Genomic DNA, 17,376 nt, shown 5'->3' with positions numbered 1-17,376 from the left:
CGATGGTCGGGCGGCCCGATGGTCGCGCCGCCCGATGGTCGCGCCGCCCGATGGTCGCGCCGCCCGATGGTCGCGCCGCCCGATGGTCGCGCCGCCCGATGGTCGCGCCGCCCGATGGTCGCGCCGCCCGATGGTCGCGCCGCCCGATGGTCGGGCGGCCCGACGAACCGGGCCGCCCGACCGGGCGGGTCAGTGGATCATGACGGGCGTCGCGCTGCGCTCGCCGCCGTCAGCGGGCGGCTCCTCCACCAGCGGCGACGCCTGCCGCTTGCGCGGGAGGAACGCGATCGGGATGAACGTGGCCAGCACCAGCGCGAAACCCACCCAGAAGGTGGTGGCGAACGAGCCGGCCGCGAAGTCCAGCCCGCGCTGGATCACCGCCGGCGGCAACGGCAGCTTGATCCCCTGCTGAACGGCGATGGCCGCCGCCGCCTCCGTGACCGGCTTGCCGGTGCGCGGGTCGGTGAAGCCGGGGATCGGCGTCGACCCGTTGAGCCGGCTGGTGAGGATCACCGACATGACCGCGGAGCCGATCGAGCCACCGATCTGCTGGAGGATGTTGGTCAGCGTGGAGCCGCGCGCCACCTCCTGGTTGCTGAGCGTCCGCAGCGCCGAGGTCATGATCGGCATCATCGTGCCGCCCATGCCGAGGCCCATCACGAACAGGGAACCGCACAGCAGCCAGTAGGAAGTGTCCGTGTCCACCTGGGTGAAAGCGAAGAACCCGACCGCGATGAGCGCCATGGCGAACGGCACTGTGCGACCGACGGGGACCCGGTCGGACAGCGTCCCGGCCAGCGGCATCGTGAGCATCGCGCCGATGCCCTGCGGCGCCATCAGCAGGCCGGCGTGCAGCGTTGACTCGCCGCGGATCTGCAGGAAGTAGCTCGGGAACAGCAGGCCCGCGCCCATGAAGGCGATGATGAACACGAACAGCGAAATGGTCGAGATCCGCAGGCTCCGGTTGCGGAACAGCCGCAGATCGAGCAGCGGATGCCGGACCCGGAGGGAATACAGGATGAAGCCGGTCACCAGGACGGCGCCCAGCAGCATGGTCACCCACACCTTGGTGGCGGTGATCGTGCCGGCCTCCGGCAGCGACGAGACGCCGTAAAGGAACAGGGCCAGGCCGGGCGACAGCATCAGCATGCCGAGGAAGTCGAACGACTCGGACGGCTCGGGGTTGTCCTTGGGCAGCGCGATGAGGGCGTACAGCAGCGCCACGGCCCCGATCGGGACGTTGATCAGGAAGATCCAGTGCCAGTTGGCGGCCTCGATGAGCCAGCCGCCGAGGATCGGCCCGCCGATCGGACCCAGCAGCATCGGGATGCCGAGCACGGCCATCAGCCGGCCGATCCGCTGGGGACCGGCCGCCCGGGTCATGATCGTCATGCCGAGCGGCATGAGCATGCCGCCGCCCAGCCCCTGCAGCACCCGGTAGAGGACGAGCTGGCCGATCGAGTCCGCGGTGGCGCAGAGCGCCGAGCCGGCCGTGAACAGCAGCAGGGCGAGCATGTAGAGCCGCTTGGTGCCGAACCGGTCGGCGGCCCAGCCGCTCAGCGGGATCACCGTGGCCAGCGCCAGGGTGTAACCGGTCATGGTCCAGGCGACCTGGGCGTACGTCGCGTTGAACTCGGTCTGGAACGTCGGCAGCGCGACGCTGACCACCGTGACGTCCAGGATCGACATGATCGCGCCCAGCACGACCACGCCGGCGATCTTGAGAACTGCGGCATCGAGCTTGTCGGGTGGTGCCGCCGCGGCGGGCGCGGTCACATGAGCCTCCAGTGGGCTGCCGGCGGGAGATCGACATGGTGCCCGTCGAGCAGGGCCGGTGTGGAGCACGGCCGAGCGGCGCGTAGTGGCGTCCCCCGTCGCCACTGCTGGCCTGTGCAGCATGACAGCGACCGCCCGTCCCACCCCCGCCGGGCCGGGCGGGGGTGTGCTGAATCACGTCTGTCGCTGCGGAGTCGGACGGAACGTCCCCGCACCGGGTGGACCGACGGCGCGATCACCCGACGAACAGGCAGAACGGGTGGCCCGAAAGGTCGGCGAAGACGTACAACGGCTCCGCCGGGTCATCGGTGCGGTCCAGCAGGAGCCGGGCGCCGAGGGCCTCCGTGCGCTCGCGCTGCCGTTCCAGCTCGGCCACGTCGGGGACCGTGAGGTCCAGATGCATCTGCATCGGAACGTCGTGCTTCGGCCAGGTGGTCGGGGTGAGGCTGTCGACCTGCTGGAAGGCCAGCTCCGGGGACCCGGTGGAGTCCACGAGCACCAGCCAGCCCTCGTCGTCGGCGGCCGTGTCGGCGGCGCCGTCCGCGGGCGGCTCGTCGCCGGGCCGGTAGCGCAGCCCGAGCAGCTCCCGGTAGAACTCGGCGAGCTCCCGGACGTTCGTGGTGTCGAGGACGGTGTGCAGAAGCTTGGGGTACGTCATGGACCCTCCAGTCCCATCGTGCGGCCGATCGACCCACCCTAGGGTCCGGATCCGACAGATCTGTCCGGCGAGCAGGAATGCTGGTCGCTGATCGGGGTCGAACGGAACGCCGGCTCCGTCACCGGCGGCCCGGAGATATGTTCACTTCTGGGTGATTGGAAAGCGACAAAGAACCGCATTCGGGTTCAGAGGGGCAGGGTGCGAAGAGTCGACCCGCGGATGGTGGGTCACCGCTGGCTGGAGGACATCGCCATGTTCCGTCGGGTTCCCGTCGTACGGGCCTCCCTCGCGCTCGCCGCCCTGTCCGGTCTCCTGATCTCGGCCGGCGCATCGGCCGCGGCCGGCATGTCGGCCGAGCGATCGGCCGCGGCTGGCATGCTGCTCGGCCGATCGGCCGCGGCGGCGTCCATCGGTTACCGGGCGGACGCCGGACCGCCCGGCCGGGACGGCGGACCGGAACCGGGCGGTAGAGCCGCTCCGGACGGTGAAGCCGGTCCGGATGGCGCCCCCGGCTCGGACGGCGGGCGCCCGGGGCCGGGCGAGCACCCCGGCATGGGTGGCTCCGTCGAACGGCGGGTCCGGGAGGCCATGGCCCGGATGAGCCTGGCCGAGAAGATCGGCCAGCTGTTCGTCCTCCAGGTGTACGGGGACACCGCCACCACCACGAACCCGACCGACGTGGCGGCCAATCAGGCGCTGTACGGCAGCGACGTGCGCAACGGCGCCGAGTTGGTGGCCCGGTACCACCCGGGCGGGATCATCTACTTCACCGCCAGCAACAACCTGAACAATCCGCAGCAGGTGGCGCTGTTGTCGAACGGCCTGCAGCGGGCGGCGAAGGCCGACCACGGCGTGCCGGTGCAGATCAGCACCGACCAGGAGGGCGGGTTCGTCACCCGGGTCCCGCCGCCGGCGGTGGTCTCCCCCGGCAACATGGCGATCGGGGCCACGTTCGACCGCGACCTGTCCTACTCGACGGCCGCCTCGACCGGCACCCAGCTGCGGGCCATGGGGATCAACATGGACCACGCCCCGGTGGTGGACGTCAACACCAACCCCCGGAACACCGCCGACGGAACCCGCTCGTTCGGCGACCGGACCCGGATGGTGTCGGCGCTCGGCGCCGCGGCCGTCCTCGGGTACCAGACCAGCGTCGCGGCCACGGCCAAGCACTTCCCCGGCCTCGGCGACGCGGAGGCCAACCCGGACACCGGCATCGCGGTGGTCAACGAGACCCGCGAGCAGATTCTGCGGACCGACATCCCGCCGTTCCGCGCGGCCATCGCCGCCGGCGTCAAGTCCATCATGCCGACGGCCGTGATCGTTCCGGCCCTGGATCCCACCGGGACGCCGGCCCTGTTGTCCAGGCCCATCATCACCGGGTTGCTGCGGGACACCCTGGGATACGACGGGGTGGTGGTCACCGACGCGCTGCGCGCCTCGGCGCTGGCCGACATCCCGCAGCCGCGGGTGATCCTCGGCGCCATCAACGCGGGCGACGACGAGCTGCTGCTGCCCACCAACCCCCCGGCCGCCATCGCCACGGTGACGCAGGCCGTCCGCGACGGCAGCCTGAGCGAGCGGCGCATCGACGAGTCGGTCTACCGGATCCTGCGGATGAAGGCCGAACTGGGCCTCTTCGACGACCCGTTCACCACCAGCGAGGCGGTGGATTCCCTGGTGGGCACCGCGGCCGACCAACAGACGATGGCCGAGGCCGCGCACCGCTCGATCACCCTGCTGCGCAACCGCGCCGGCGTGCTGCCGCTGCCGGCCAACTCCGGCCGGCACGTGCTGGTCACCGGCTGGGGGGTGGCCGCGGTCCCCGGACTGGCCACGCAGCTCACCGGCAAGGGCCTGGTGGCTACCCCGATGTGGACCGGCTCACCGAACGCGGGAACCATCCGGCAGGTGGTGGCCGCGGCACGCGCCAGCGACGTCACCGTGGTGCTCACCAACAACGCGTGGGGCGACACCAAGCAGCAGGACCTGGTCAAGGCGCTGCTCGCCGCCGGCGTGCCGGTGGTGCCGGTGGCGGTCGGCGGTCCGTACGACATCGCCTACTTCCGGTCGGCCCGCACGTACGTGGCGGCGTACGGCTACCGGGACGTCTCGCTGGCCGCGCTGGCGAACACCCTGGTCGGCACCGAGCCGGTCGGCCGGCTGCCGGTCACCATCCGCACCCCGGACGGCAAGCGGGTCATCTACCGGTACGGCTCGGGCATCGGCTACCGCGACTGCACCGGCCCGGACTGTCCACGCCGGTCGCGGGTCGGCCGCTGACGACGGGCCAGCCCGGGCGAGCGGCCAGGGGTCAGGCCGGGCCCGGGCGGTGACCACGGGGTCAGCCCGGGCCCGGTCCGGTGACCAGGGGGTCGGCCCGGCCCCGGGCCGGTGGCCGCAAGGTCAGCCCGGGCCCGGGCCGGTGACGTCCGCCGAGGCGCGGGCCATCACCGAGATGGCGGCGCGGCGCGGGAGCAGCCGGGACAGCACCGCCGCCGAGAGCCGCATGCCGAGGCCGGGCACCACCCGCGGGCCGTGGCCGAGGCCGCGCAGCGCGGCCGCCGCGACCTGATCGGGGGTACGGGTGCCGGGCGCCGGCCGGCCCTTGGCGCCGGCCAGGTTGGGGGTGGCCACGGCGCCCGCCACGCAGGCGAGCACGTCGACGCCGGTGCCGCGCAGCTCCGCCCACAGTCCCTCGGCGAGGATCGTCCCGAAGGCCTTGGTGGCGGCGTACACGCTGATCGGTGGGGCGCCCTGGAGGCCCGCGAGCGACGACATGATGATGAGCCCGCCCCGGCGCCGGGCCAGCATCGGCGGCAGGAAGTGGTGGGCCAGCTCCAGCGGCGCCCGGCAGTTCAGGTCGACGGCCCGCCGGGTCTGCTCGGGGTCCAGGTCGGCGAACCGGCCGATCGGCGCGTACGCGGCGTTCGCCACCACCAGGCCGACCTCGCGGCCGCGAGCCGCCTCGGTCACCCGGCGCAGTCCGTCGGCGGTGCCGAGGTCGGCGGCCACCGGCTCGGCGCGGGTGGGCAACCGCCCGGCCAGTTCCGCCAGCGGCTCCGACCGGCGGGCCACCAGGATCAGGTTGAGCCCGCGCTCGGCCAGCTGTCGGGCGAACGCCGCGCCGAGGCCCTCCGACGCGCCGGCCACCAGCGCCCACGGCCCGTACCGCGCGGCGAACCCGGCCGCGCCACCGACGCGGGACCGGCCGGCGGGCGCGGCCGTCACGCGGACACCGGCTCGGGCCGGGTGAACGGGCGGTCGCGGCGCATCCGCGCGATCAGCAGGAGCGGTACGAGCAGCCACGGCGCGTTGGCGGCCAGCACGATCCCGAAGTGCGGCGTGGCGGTCACCCCGTACCGCTCGTCCATCAGGATGATCAGGACGTTGGCCAGCATGGTGCCGGACCAGACCAGCGCCGGCACCCGGATCCAGTCCCGGCCGCGGACGAAGGCGTACAGGGCGAAGGCGTAGAAGGGTCCGAAGAAGAGGACGTCGATCCAGATCGTCATCCGCCAGAACGGCGGCCGGGCCATCAGCAGCGGGTCGTAGTGGTTGCCCCACCAGTGCACGAGATCGATCAGCGGCGGTGGCGGCCACAGTGGATAGTCGAAGTGCGTCGGGTCGGCCACCACCAGCTGTTCCAGGTCGACGATGTACGTGATGAACAGCAGGTTGACCGCGAAGAACGCGAGGAAGACAAGATCGTACGGTCGCCGGCGCAGCGGTAGGGGCATGGCCGGATCCTAGATCGTCGCGGGCCCGAGGACGCGTACCCGCAGCCGTCCCGGATTGGGACCCGGCGTGGCCCGCGGGCGGAGGCGGTGGTCCGGCGCCGGCAGGGCCAGCCGCACGTGCCGCAGCAGGATCGCCATGGTGGCCGCGGCCAGCACCTCGGTCAGGCCCGCGCCCAGGCAGGTGTGCGCGCCCACCGAGAACGGCGCGTACGCGTCCCGGCGGCGCATCCCGGCGAAATCGCGGTCGAGCCGGAAGCCCTCCGGATCGGTCCAGTGCTCGCTCAGGTGGTGCGGAACGGTCGTGGCCACCAGGACCCGGCTGCCGCGCGGGACGACGAAGCCGCCGAAGTCGAACGGGCGCACGACGGTCCGCGCCGACGCCGGGGCGCTCGGGTAGCTGCGGAGGGTCTCCAGCACCAGGCCGTGCAGCGCCGGCATCCGGCGGAGCGTGTCGAACGACGGCGGGCCGCCGGCCCGGTCGACCTCGGCCAGCACCTCGGCGTGCACGTGCGGGTGCCGCAGCACCGCGTAGAGCATGAAGCCGTACAGGTATGCCACGGTGTTGATGCCGCCGAAGTAGCCCTGCAGCGCCATCCCGGCCCGCACCCGCGGCGGGTACGGCCGGCCGTGCTCGTCCGCGGCGGCCACCGCCTGGTCGAGCAGGTCCGGCGGCCCGTCGTGCGGATGGGCCGCGCGGTCGTCCACCGCCGCCTGCGCGAAGGCCAGGATCCGGCGGCGCGCCGCGCGGTACGTGGGCAGCCGCAGCGCGGCCGGCGGCAGCTTCCCGGTGACCGTGACGTCGAGGACCAGCTCGAAGGCGCGGCGCAACAGCTCGAACTGGGCGGTGGCCGGCGTGCCGGTGAGCACCACCGAGAGCTGGTCGGCCGCGAGTCGCTGACACTGATCGACCACCGGCACGGTGCTGCCGGCGCGCCAGCCGGTGACCCGCCGTTCGGTCAGCTCGGCGAAGGCGTCCCAGCGGGCCCGCAGCAGCTCCCGGGACAGCCCCAGCCCCAACCGGCCGCGCAGGTGGCGGTGTGGCCGGCCGGCGAGGGCGTGCACCCGCATGCCGAACTGGTCGTCGAGCCCGCCCATGGTGTCCGCTGTGGAGAAATGGTCGTCGCCCCGGGTGCGCAGGAAGCGGTTGGCCTCCGTTCCGGCCATGATGACGAACGCCTGGTTGAGGGCGCGGACCCGGTAGATCGGTCCCAGCGCCCGGTACTGCCGGACGAAGAACGCCTGGACGTCGCCCCGCATGCTCAGCGCGTTCCCGAGCAGCGGCAGCCCGGGGGCCAGCGGCGGAAGCGGACGGGAATCGGCGGCGTACGGCGGCATCGGGCATCCCTCGCGCGGACCGGACTCGAACGCGTTTCACGATATCCGGGCGCCCCCGGGGTGGCGCTGGTGGGCCGGGCCGGCGGCCCGCTACCGTACCGGCGATGACTGCCGAGCCGTGCCGAGCGCTGCCGGGTAGCTGGCGGATCCTGGCGACCACCTTCCCGCTCTGGTTGAGCGGGAAGCGGTCGGACCCGATGATCACCTACACGGTGCTGCCGGGCGATCCGCTCGCGCTGCGCGACGACGTCAGCTGGACCACCCGCCGGGGCCGGCGCCGGCACCTGATTGGCATCGACCGCTACCGGCCGGGCCCCGATCGGTTCGTCTGGCGCGGCGCCGGGATGCTGCGGCCGCTCACCAGCGTCTGGACCGTGCACCACCTGAGCGACGACGGGACGATCGCCGTGCTCGCCTTTGGCCGGTCGCTGTTCACCCCGGCCGGGCTCGACGTGCTCGGCCGCGCGCCGGAGCGGGTCGGGCTCGGCCGCGCGCCGGAGCGGGTCGGGCTCGGCCGCGCGCCGGGTCTTCTCGGGCGACCGTCCGCCGGCGAGCTGCGGCTGACCGCCGACCAGTACGCCGGGCTCACCTGGCTCGGCGAAGCCGGCCGGCGGCCCGGCTGACCGTGGCGATCCAGATCCTCCACCGGGAACCCGGTCGCCGCAACGCCGGCCGGTGACCGGCCGGATGAGAGGATGCCCGCCATGAGCGACGAGGCGGCGGTCGAGGTGACCGCGCTGGCGATCAACGTCACCGTCCCGGAGGCGCTCCGCTGGACCGACACCCGCCGCGGCCAGGAGTTCACCCTGACCTCGCTGAACGTCCGGCTGCTGCCCGACGGCCGCCTCGCGGCCAAGGCGTACGGCCGGCCGACCGGCGGCGGCCGCGGCACGTACGTCTCGTTCGCCGTCCCCGACCGGCCCGAGCTGCGGGCCCTCGTGGCCGCGGCGGCCGACCGCGCCGGCGCGCTCTGGGCGGCCCACCGCGGTCTGGGCTGAACCGCCCGCCCCCGGGCGCGGCATCGCCCGTCCACGAACGCGCGCGGCATCGCCCGCGGGGCCACCGCCCGGCAGCACGGCCCGCCGGTCGCCCGCGTTCCACCCGACAGGAACGTCCACGAACGCGCGTGGCTTCGCCCGTCCACGTGCGGGGCCGGGGCCGGTACGGTCGGCCTCGTGACAGTCGCTGCGCCACCGATGGCGTGGACCGAGGCACGGTCCGCGGCCCACGCGGCGGGGCTCGCCGCCCGGCCCGGCCCGGTCTCGGTGCCGCTCGCCGAGGCCGACGGGCTCACCCTGGCGGCCGCGCTGACCGCCCGCACCGACCTGCCGGCGTTCCCGGCCGCCACGGTGGACGGCTACGCCGTCCGCGGCCCCGGCCCGTGGTCGGTGGCCGGCCGGGTGCTGGCCGGCGCCGTCCCCGAGCCGCTGCGGGCGGGCACCGCCGTGCAGGTGGCCACCGGCGCCATGGTGCCGGCGGGCACCGAGCAGATCATCCGGGCGGAGGAGGCCCGGCGCCGGCCGGACGGTCGGGTGGACGGGCGGGGCCGGCCCGAGCGGGAGTGGCGCGAGCCCGGCGCCGAGGCGACGTGCGGGGACGAGCTGGCTCCCGCCGGGACGCCGGTGACGCCGGCGCTGATCGGCCTCGCCGCCGTGTGCGGCCACGACTCGCTGCCGGTGATCCCGGCGGTCCGGGCGGCCGTGCTGGTGTTCGGCGACGAGCTGCTCACGGCCGGCCTACCGGGGCGGGGGCGGGTCCGCGACGGTCTCGGACCGCAGCTGCCCGGCTGGCTGCGCCGGCTGGGCGCCCTGCCGGCGGCCGGCTTCGCCCCGCTGGGTCCGGTGCCGGACAGCCTGACCGCGCAGGCGTCGGCGCTGGAGGCCGCGTTGGCGCACGCGGACCTGGTCTGCACGGCCGGCGGCACCATGCGCGGGCCGGTCGACCACCTGCGGCCGGCCCTCGCCGCGCTCGGCGGCCGGTACGTCGTCGACCGGGTGGCCGTGCGGCCGGGCTTCCCGATGGTGCTGGCCGAGGTCCCCGCCCCGGACGGCCGGCCCCGCTTCGTGGCCGGGCTGCCCGGCAACCCGCAGTCCGCCATCGCGGCGCTGGTGTCGCTGGTGGCGCCGCTGCTGCGCGGCCTCGCCGGCCGACCGGAGCCGCCGCTGCCCACCGCGCGGCTGGCCGAGCGGGTTCCCGGCCGCGGGACGTTCGCCCGACTCGTGCCCGTCCGGGTGGAGCGCGGCGTGGCCGAGCCGGTCGGGCACACCGGCGCGGCTATGCTGCGCGGGCTGGCCGGGTCCGACGGCTTCGCGGTGATCCCGCCCGGCACGGACGGCGAGGCTGGCGCGGGCGTGCGCTGGGCGCCGCTGCCGCTACTGCCGGGGCAGCGCCCCTGACCAACCCGGCACCGGCCGGCGCAACGCCGGCGGCACGGCGACGCCACCGGTCGGCGCGACGCCGGCGGCACGGCGACGCCACCGGCGGCACGCCACCGGCGGCACGGCGAGGCCGGCGGCGGGGCGACGCCGGTGGCGCGGCTCGGCCGGTCAGTCGCGGCCGAAGTACTCCTGCGCCCGGCGGACGCCCGCGGCGAGCGCGTCGACCTCGTCGGGCGTGTTGTAGAGATAGAACGATGCCCGGGTGGTGGCCGGCACCCCCAGGGCGCGGTGCAGCGGCCAGGCGCAGTGGTGCCCGGTGCGGACCGCGATACCCAGCTCGTCGAGGTACTGGCCCACGTCGTGCGGGTGGATGCCGTCGACCACGAAGGACACCGTGCCACCCCGGTCCGCGGTGGTGCCGGGCCCAATGATCCGGACCCCGGGCAGCGCGCCGAGGGCGGCCAGGGCCCGCCCGGTCAGCGCCTCCTCGTGGGCGGCCACCCGCGCCATGCCCAGCTCGGTGAGATAGTCGCAGGCCGCCGCCAGGCCGGCGGCCTGAGCGGCCAGCGGCACGCCCGGCTCGAACCGGTGCGGCGGCGGCAGGAACGAGGAGCGCTCCATCGTCACCACCTCGATCATCGAGCCACCGGTCTGGAACGGCGGCAGCATGTCCAGCAGCTCGGCCCGGCCGTACAGCACCCCGGTCCCGTACGGCGCGAGCATCTTGTGGCCGGAGAAGCACAGGAAGTCGGCACCCAGCCCGCGCACCTCGACCGGGAAGTGCGGCACCGACTGGGCCGCGTCGACCACCACCAGGGCGCCCACCTCGTGGGCCAGCCGGGCGACCGCCGGCACCGGCGAGACCGCGCCGGTCACGTTCGACTGGTGGGTGAGCGCCACGATCCTGGTCCGCGCGGACAGCAACCGCCCCAGGTCCGCGAGGTCCAGCCGGCCCTGCGGGGTCACCCCGAGCCAGCGCAGCACCGCGCCGGTACGCAGGCAGAGCTGCTGCCAGGGCACCAGGTTGGCGTGGTGCTCCAGCTCGGTCACCAGGATCTCGTCGCCCGGGCGCAGCCGCAGCCGGTCCGGGCCGCCGGCGATGGTGGCGTTGCCGATGGCGTACGCGAGCAGGTTGACGGCCTCGGTGGCGCTCCTGGTGAAGACCACCTCCCCGGCGTCGGCCCCGATGAAGGCCGCCACCCGCTCCCGTGCGCCCTCGTACACGTCGGTGGCTTCCTCGGCGAGCAGGTGCGTGCCGCGGTGCACCGCGGCGTTGCGGGTGAGGTAGAAGTCGCGCTCGGCGTCGAGCACCCGCAGCGGCTTCTGGGACGTCGCCCCGGAGTCGAGATAGACGAGCGGCCGGTCCCCGCGGGTCCGCCGGGTCAGGATCGGAAACTGGGCGCGGACGGCGGCCACGTCCAGGCCCCGTACCGCCGTCTCTGCCTGGGTCATGCCGTGCTCCCCTCCGCGGACCCCGGCCACCCGCCGCGGCCGGGTCCGGCGCGGACCGGGCGCGTCGTAGCTGTCCTACCTCGGCGGCGATCCGGCTGTCCATCCGGCCCGCCGGCCGCCGGAACGTTGGCCGCGGCCCGCGCCGGGGGCGCGGACTCGCGCCGGGCACGCAGGCTCGCGCCGGGCACGCGGGCTTGCGCCGGGGCATGCCGGGCGCGCATCGCGCCCGGCGGGGCCGGCGGGGTGTACTGCTGGGGCGTGCCGGCGAGGAGGGGGACGGGATGTACAACCCGGACGACGGATACCCGCGGGTGGTGCCGGAGCTGGTCTACCGGGACCTGGCCGCGGCGCTCGACTGGCTGTGCGCGGTGTTCGGCTTCCGGGAGACGCTGCGGCACACCCGGGACGACGGCAGGGTCGACCATGCCGAGCTGGACACCGGCGGCGGTGGGGTGGTCATGCTGACCACCGCCGGCGACCGGCTGCGGAGCCCGCACGGCGATCCGCGGGTGTGCGCGAAGGTCATCGTGCTGGTCGACGACGTCGACCGGCACTTCGCGGCAGTGACCGGGGCCGGGGTCGAGACGCTGCACGAGCCCACCGACAAGCCGTGGGGGCTGCGGCAGTACCTCGTGCACGACCGCGAGGGACACCTGTGGGAGTTCAGCCAGCACGTGCGCGAGGTTCCGCCCCGGGACTGGGGCGCGCAGGCGCGGCCGGAGCGGGGCGCGGCCGCATGATCGTCCGGCCGACGATCGAGCGGTACGCCCGGGACCACACCACCCCGCCGTCACCGCTGCTCGAAACGGTGGCGGCCACCACCGAGCAGGCGGCGGAGCACCCCGAGATGATGACCGGCGCGGTCGAGGGCGCCCTGCTGGCGATGCTGGTCGCGCTGCGCCGGCCGCGGCGCATCCTGGAGATCGGCACGTTCACCGGCTATTCGGCGCTCAGCATGGCCGAGGCCATGCCGGCCGGCTGCCGGCTCGTCACCCTCGAGGCCGACGCCCGGCACGCGGACCTGGCCCGCCGGCACATCGCCGCATCGCCGTACGCGGACCGGATCGAGGTGCGCGAAGGCCCCGCCCTGGACACCCTGGCCGGCCTGAGTGGACCGTTCGACCTGGTGTTCATCGACGCCGACAAGCCGTCCTACATCCGCTTCCTGGAGGCCGTCCTCCCGCTGCTCGACCCGCTGGGCGTCGTGGCCGTCGACAACGTGCTGCACTTCGCCATCACCCCCGATGCCACCGACGCCGCCGCCATCGAGGCCTTCAACGCGTACGTGGCGAGCCGGGCCGACCTCGTCCAGGTGGTGCTCACGGTGCGCGCCGGGCTGATGCTGATCCGCCGTGCGGACTGAGCCGCCGGGGTGGAAGACCGCGGTCCTCGACTGCCCGGGCCCGGCCTGACAGGCTGCGGAAACATGAGGTCACCCCGCCGGGCGGCGGAAGAACCGCCCTCCTGCCCGTTCGATCCGGGTGATCCGGACGACCCGGCCACCGTGGCGGATCCCTATCCGTGGTACCGCTCACTGCGCGCGCAGGCCCCCGTCACGTACGTCCCGAGCCACGACCTGTGGCTGGTGTCCCGGCACGGCGACGTGGTCGAGGTCCTGAACAGTCCTGATCGGTTCTCCTCGCGGCTGGGCATGGGCGCCGTGCACCGCCTGCACGCGCCGCAGTCGGTGGACTACCGCATCGGGGCGCCGGGAGTCCGGGTGCTGATCGCGACCGACCCGCCGGAGCACACCCGGCTGCGACGCGCGGTGATCGCCCCGTTCCGGCGCTCGGCCATCGTCCGGATGGTCCCGCGGATCGAGCGGATCGCCGCGGAGCTGGTGGGCAACCTGATGGCCAACGCCGAGCGGGGCACGGCCGACATCTGCCGCGACCTGGCCGCCCCGCTGCCCGTGCTGGTGCTGGCCGAGCTGCTCGGGGTGCCCACCGGGATGCGTGACGAGTTCCGGGAGTGGGCGTCGGTGATCACGGACGACCTCGACCTGGCCGGCGCCGCCGACACCCGGCTGGGCCGCGGCTATGACATGTTCCGGTACTTCTACGCCGAGATCCGCCGCCGGCGCACCGAACCGAGCGACGACCTGCTGAGCGTGGTGGCCGGCACGGACGCCGCCGGGCTGACCGACCACGAGGTGATGGCGTTCTGCGCCTTCCTGCTGGTGGCCGGGATCGAGACCACCACCAACCTCTTCACCAACCTGGTCGACGTGCTGGTCCGGCGGCCCGCGCTGCGGCAACGGCTGTGGTCGACGCCCGATCTGGCCGACGCGGTCGTGGAGGAGGCGCTGCGGTTCGACACCTCCGTGCAGGGGCTGTGGCGCGCCACCGTGGCGCAGGACCGGTTGGGCGGGGTCGTCCTGCCCGCCGGCGCGCGGCTGCTGATCCTGTTCGGGTCGGCCAACCGGGACGAGCGGGCGTTCGCCGACCCGGACGCCTTCGACCCGCAGCGTTCGCCGAACCCGCACCTCGCCTTCGGGTACGGGCACCACCGCTGCCTGGGCGCCGGGCTGGCCAAGGTCGAGCTGGTGGCCGCGCTCCAGGCGCTGGTGGGCGCCACCGGCGGCCTGGCGGCGCGCGGGCCGTTCGTGCGCCGCAACAGCCTCGTGCTGCGCGGCTTCGCGGCCCAGCCGGTGACCGTATGGCCGAGGTGAGCCGGGTTCCGGCCTCGGTGGCCCAGCGCCTCCTGTGGGTGCTGGAGCAGTTCCGCGGCGCGCACGGGTCGGCGAACTGCCCGATCGTGCTCCGGCTGCGCGGCCGGCTCGACGTGGACCGCCTCACCGACGCCCTGACGGCGCTGACCGCCCGCCACGCGAGCCTGCGGACCACGTTCACCGGCCGGGGCGCCCGGCTGACCCAGCTGGTCCACGACCCCGGGCCGGTACGGCTGCACCACCGCGACCTGGACCCGGCCGACCCGGCGCGGGCGCTGCACGCCGCGGTGGCCGACGAGGTGAGCCGGCCGGTCGACGCCGAGCGGTGGCCCACCCGGATCACCCTCTTCCGGCTCGCCGACGACGACCACGGCCTCTGCGTGAACCTGCACCACGCGGTGACCGACGGCGCCTCCTGCGGGCTCATCGTGCGGGACCTGCAGGCGCTCGCCGGCGGCGGTCCGCCGCTGCCGGCGGTGCGCTGGCAGTATCCGGAGTTCTGCCGGTGGCAGGCCGGGTGGTTGGCGAGTCCCGAGTCGGACGAGGACCGGGCGTACTGGGCCGGCCATCTCGCCGGGGCCCGGGTCCCCCGCCTGCCGCTGCGGCCGGCGCCCGCCGGAGCGCCGTGGGCCAGCGCCAGCAGCACCGGGACGATCGACGCGGCCACGGTGGCCGCCCTCACGGACCTCGCCCGGCGGCACCGGACCACCCTCGCCTCCGCCACGCTGGCGGTCTACTACCTGGTCCTGCGCGCGCACACCGGCGACGACGACCTGGCGGTCGCCTCCTTCCTGGCCAACCGGACCCGGCCGGAGCTGCGGCACACCGTCGGGCTGCTGGCCAACATGGCCGTGCTGCGGACCCGGCTCGGCGACCGGGACGGGTTCGCCGAGGTGCTGCGGCGCACCCACCGGACGGCGATGGACGCGTTCGTCCACCAGCGACTGCCCTACCAGCTGTTGCGCGGCGACACCCTCGCCGAGCCGGGCCGGCGACCGGACGACGTCATGTTCCAGCTCGTCCCGCAGCTGCCCGGTGGGCTGCGCGTCGCCGGCGCCGAGGCCGAGATCGTGGTGGTCAACCAGCTCGGCAGCCGGTTCGAGTGCGAGTTCCAGCTCTACCCGCAGCACGGCGCGCTGCGGGCGGTGCTGTGCTACAACCGCACCCGGCTCGACGACGCGCTGGCGGCGCGGCTGGTCGGTGACTACGTTGCCACGGCCGCGGCGGTGGCACGCGGGGACGGCCATCCGGTCCCGAGCTGACCCGCGGCGGCCCTTCCCGGGCGGCCGATCGGCGCCTCGACTGTGGAACCGCCGCAGTTGGCCGGCGATGCGGAAAAATGTAAACCATTCATCAACGTCAGGATGATGGATTTTCGGGCACTACCCACCGGGGAATCCATCTGGTTAGGTCGGAGTTCGTCGCCGTTTCCCCGAGAAAGGGTTCCCACGGTGCCGACGCTCCCATCGGACGTGCCCCAGCCCGCCATTCTCGTCGAGGGACTGACCAAGTCCTTCGGCGACGTTCAGGCGGTGCGCGGCATCGATCTGTCCGTGCCCCGGGGCACGATTCTCGGTCTGCTCGGCCCGAATGGCGCGGGCAAGACCACCACCCTGCGCATCCTCACCACGCTGCTGCCCCCGGACGGCGGCCGGGCCGAGGTGAACGGCCACGACGTCGTACGGGAGGCGGCCGAGGTCCGGCGCTCGATCGGGCTCACCGGGCAGAACGCGTCGGTGCTGGCGGCGCTGACCGGCCGGGAGAATCTCGAGTTCATCGGCCGGCTGTTCCACCTGGGCGCCGCGCCGGCCCGCAGCCGGGCCACCGAACTGCTCGAACAGTTCGGCCTGACCGACGCGGCCGACCGGCTGGCCCGGACATACTCGGGCGGCATGCGGCGCCGGCTGGACCTCGCGGCCAGCCTGATGGGCCGGCCCGCCGTGCTCTTCCTCGACGAGCCCACCACCGGCCTGGACCCGCGGTCCCGGCTGGGCATGTGGGACACCATCCGGTCGCTGCGCGCCGGCGGCACCACGGTGCTGCTCACCACCCAGAACCTGGACGAGGCCGACGAGCTGGCGGACGAGATCGTGGTGATCGACCACGGCGTGGTCATCGCGGCCGGCACGGCCGAGAAGCTCAAGGGCCGGGTCGGCGGCGACGTGCTGGAGTTCACCGTGCCGGAGCGGGCCCGGCTCGCCGAGGCCGCGGCCGTGGTCGCGGCCCGGGCCGCGGGCGAGCCGTCCGTCGACACCGAGACCGGCCTGGTCAGCGTGCGGGTCGGCGACCGCGGTTCGGAGGCGCTCATCGACGCGGCCCGCGGGCTCGACAGCGCCGACATCCAGATCCGGGGGCTCATGCTGCGCCGCCCGTCCCTGGACGACGCGTTCCTGGCGCTGACCGGCCACGCGGTCGAGAACCACAGCACGGCGGAGCGGCCCGGCCGGGGCCGCGGAGGCCGGGGCGGACGCCGCAGGCGCGGCCCCGACGACGGTACGGGGGTGCGGTCATGACGGTGCTCACCGCGGCGGATCGGCCGGGGGCGTCCGCGTCGCTGCGCTGGCTGCTCGGCGACACGCTCACGTTCGCCAGGCGCAACCTGCTGGTCTGGGCGCGGGTCCCGTCGTTCCTGGTCATCACGGTGATCCAGCCGGTGATGTTCGTGCTGCTGTTCCGGTACGTCTTCGGGGGCGCCATCCCGGTGCGCGTCCCCGGCGGCTACGTCAACTTCCTCATTCCCGGCATCATCGGACAGAGCGTGGCCTTCGCCACCTTCGGCACCGCCGTGGCCCTGGTGCAGGAGAAGCAGCAGGGGGTGATCGACCGGCTGCGGTCGATGCCGACGGCCCGGTCCGCGTACCTGGTCGGGCGGCTGGTGGCGGACGCCGCACGGGTGTTCCTGATGATTCTCATCCTCGTCGGGGTGGGTTACGCGGTCGGGTTCCGGTTCACCAACGGATTCGGCCCGGCGGTCGGCATGGTCGTCCTGGCCACCGTCTTCGCCGTCGTGGCCTGCTGTGTCTGGGCGTACGCCGGCTTCGCCATGGGCACCGCCGAGTCGGTGCAGGCCTTCGGCCTGGTGTGTCTGTTCCCGCTCGCCTTCGTGAGCTCGGCCTTCGTGCCCGTCGACACGATGCCGGGCTGGCTGCAGGCCTTCGCCGACAACCAACCGGTCACCGTGCTCATCGACACGATGCGCGCGCTCGCGCTGGGCGGTCCGGTCGGTGAGGACCTGTGGAAGAGCGGCCTCTGGCTGGCCGCGGGCCTCATCGTGTTCGTGCCGCTGGCCGTGCGCGCGTACAACCGAGCCTGATCCCCCGGGCCGGTCCGGACGGGAACCGGCGCGGTGGCAGCGGCTCCCCCTGC

General features: G+C 74.5%; 16 protein-coding genes. 10 read left to right on the top strand and 6 right to left on the bottom strand.

Translation table 11 applies throughout. The features are described 5' to 3' along the window. Positions 1–189: 189 nt before the first annotated feature. Both ACFFHU_RS27825 and ACFFHU_RS27820 read right to left on the bottom strand, forming a co-directional pair. Entirely contained in the window at positions 190–1,776 is a 1,587-nt protein-coding gene (locus tag ACFFHU_RS27825) for a DHA2 family efflux MFS transporter permease subunit (RefSeq protein ID WP_377343319.1), read from the bottom strand. 235 nt (positions 1,777–2,011) lie between these two features. Then, positions 2,012–2,434, bottom strand: a complete 423-nt coding sequence (locus tag ACFFHU_RS27820; RefSeq protein WP_377343317.1) for a VOC family protein — start codon at positions 2,432–2,434, stop codon at positions 2,012–2,014. Between the two features lie 198 nt (positions 2,435–2,632). Here ACFFHU_RS27820 and ACFFHU_RS27815 point away from each other — a divergent pair, with 198 nt between their 5' ends. Further along, positions 2,633–4,717: a glycoside hydrolase family 3 protein gene (locus ACFFHU_RS27815; RefSeq protein WP_377343316.1), complete on the top strand. Its 2,085-nt coding sequence runs from the start codon at positions 2,633–2,635 to the stop codon at positions 4,715–4,717. Positions 4,718–4,840: 123 nt separating this feature from the next. Here the strand turns inward: ACFFHU_RS27815 and ACFFHU_RS27810 are convergent, their stop codons facing one another. From ACFFHU_RS27810 to ACFFHU_RS27800, 3 genes are read right to left on the bottom strand one after another with little or no spacing between them, the layout of a single operon-like run. Further along, the gene (locus ACFFHU_RS27810; protein ID WP_377343315.1) at positions 4,841–5,665 is read right to left on the bottom strand and encodes an SDR family NAD(P)-dependent oxidoreductase; all 825 of its coding nucleotides are present in this window, start codon (positions 5,663–5,665) and stop codon (positions 4,841–4,843) included. Further along, positions 5,662–6,174 (bottom strand): EXPERA domain-containing protein, encoded by a 513-nt coding sequence (locus ACFFHU_RS27805; protein WP_377343314.1) that lies wholly within the window; start codon positions 6,172–6,174, stop codon positions 5,662–5,664. The genes ACFFHU_RS27810 and ACFFHU_RS27805 overlap by 4 nt, the downstream gene beginning before the upstream one ends. Before the next feature lie 9 nt (positions 6,175–6,183). Further along, the gene (locus ACFFHU_RS27800; RefSeq protein WP_377343313.1) at positions 6,184–7,509 is read right to left on the bottom strand and encodes a cytochrome P450; all 1,326 of its coding nucleotides are present in this window, start codon (positions 7,507–7,509) and stop codon (positions 6,184–6,186) included. A 104-nt stretch (positions 7,510–7,613) separates the two neighbouring features. Here ACFFHU_RS27800 and ACFFHU_RS27795 point away from each other — a divergent pair, with 104 nt between their 5' ends. The 3 genes from ACFFHU_RS27795 to ACFFHU_RS27785 all read left to right on the top strand — a co-directional run bounded on the left by ACFFHU_RS27795 (position 7,614) and on the right by ACFFHU_RS27785 (position 9,905). Then, the gene (locus ACFFHU_RS27795) at positions 7,614–8,132 is read left to right on the top strand and encodes a hypothetical protein (RefSeq protein ID WP_377343311.1); all 519 of its coding nucleotides are present in this window, start codon (positions 7,614–7,616) and stop codon (positions 8,130–8,132) included. 81 nt (positions 8,133–8,213) lie between these two features. Continuing rightward, on the top strand, positions 8,214–8,507 hold the full coding sequence (locus tag ACFFHU_RS27790) for a hypothetical protein (RefSeq protein ID WP_377343310.1): 294 nt from the start codon (positions 8,214–8,216) through the stop codon (positions 8,505–8,507). Positions 8,508–8,705: 198 nt separating this feature from the next. Continuing rightward, the gene (locus tag ACFFHU_RS27785) at positions 8,706–9,905 is read left to right on the top strand and encodes a molybdopterin molybdotransferase MoeA (RefSeq protein ID WP_377343504.1); all 1,200 of its coding nucleotides are present in this window, start codon (positions 8,706–8,708) and stop codon (positions 9,903–9,905) included. A 150-nt stretch (positions 9,906–10,055) separates the two neighbouring features. On the opposite strand, the gene ACFFHU_RS27780 is transcribed toward ACFFHU_RS27785, so the two are convergent. Next, positions 10,056–11,339: an aminotransferase class V-fold PLP-dependent enzyme gene (locus ACFFHU_RS27780; protein ID WP_377343309.1), complete on the bottom strand. Its 1,284-nt coding sequence runs from the start codon at positions 11,337–11,339 to the stop codon at positions 10,056–10,058. 281 nt (positions 11,340–11,620) lie between these two features. Here ACFFHU_RS27780 and ACFFHU_RS27775 point away from each other — a divergent pair, with 281 nt between their 5' ends. The 6 genes from ACFFHU_RS27775 to ACFFHU_RS27750 all read left to right on the top strand — a co-directional run bounded on the left by ACFFHU_RS27775 (position 11,621) and on the right by ACFFHU_RS27750 (position 17,323). After that, complete coding sequence (locus ACFFHU_RS27775) at positions 11,621–12,079, top strand: VOC family protein (RefSeq protein WP_377343307.1); 459 nt, start codon at positions 11,621–11,623, stop codon at positions 12,077–12,079. Next, complete coding sequence (locus ACFFHU_RS27770; RefSeq protein WP_377343306.1) at positions 12,076–12,702, top strand: O-methyltransferase; 627 nt, start codon at positions 12,076–12,078, stop codon at positions 12,700–12,702. The genes ACFFHU_RS27775 and ACFFHU_RS27770 overlap by 4 nt, the downstream gene beginning before the upstream one ends. A gap of 63 nt (positions 12,703–12,765) precedes the next feature. Next, positions 12,766–14,010: a cytochrome P450 gene (locus tag ACFFHU_RS27765; RefSeq protein WP_377343305.1), complete on the top strand. Its 1,245-nt coding sequence runs from the start codon at positions 12,766–12,768 to the stop codon at positions 14,008–14,010. After that, positions 14,007–15,272: a condensation domain-containing protein gene (locus tag ACFFHU_RS27760; RefSeq protein ID WP_377343303.1), complete on the top strand. Its 1,266-nt coding sequence runs from the start codon at positions 14,007–14,009 to the stop codon at positions 15,270–15,272. Before ACFFHU_RS27765 ends, ACFFHU_RS27760 begins: the two co-directional genes overlap by 4 nt. A gap of 189 nt (positions 15,273–15,461) precedes the next feature. Continuing rightward, on the top strand, positions 15,462–16,523 hold the full coding sequence (locus tag ACFFHU_RS27755) for an ATP-binding cassette domain-containing protein (RefSeq protein WP_377343302.1): 1,062 nt from the start codon (positions 15,462–15,464) through the stop codon (positions 16,521–16,523). Beyond that, positions 16,520–17,323 carry an ABC transporter permease gene (locus ACFFHU_RS27750; RefSeq protein ID WP_377343301.1) on the top strand — a complete coding sequence of 268 codons (804 nt, stop codon included), beginning with the start codon at positions 16,520–16,522 and terminating at the stop codon, positions 17,321–17,323. Before ACFFHU_RS27755 ends, ACFFHU_RS27750 begins: the two co-directional genes overlap by 4 nt. The last annotated feature ends 53 nt before the right edge of the window (positions 17,324–17,376 follow it).

The sequence above is a fragment of the Plantactinospora siamensis genome (assembly GCF_042434095.1).
Taxonomy (GTDB): Bacteria; Actinomycetota; Actinomycetes; order Mycobacteriales; family Micromonosporaceae; genus KBS50.
The sequence above is the reverse complement of the archived record's forward strand: the minus strand, read 5'-3'. Positions and strand labels throughout refer to the sequence as shown.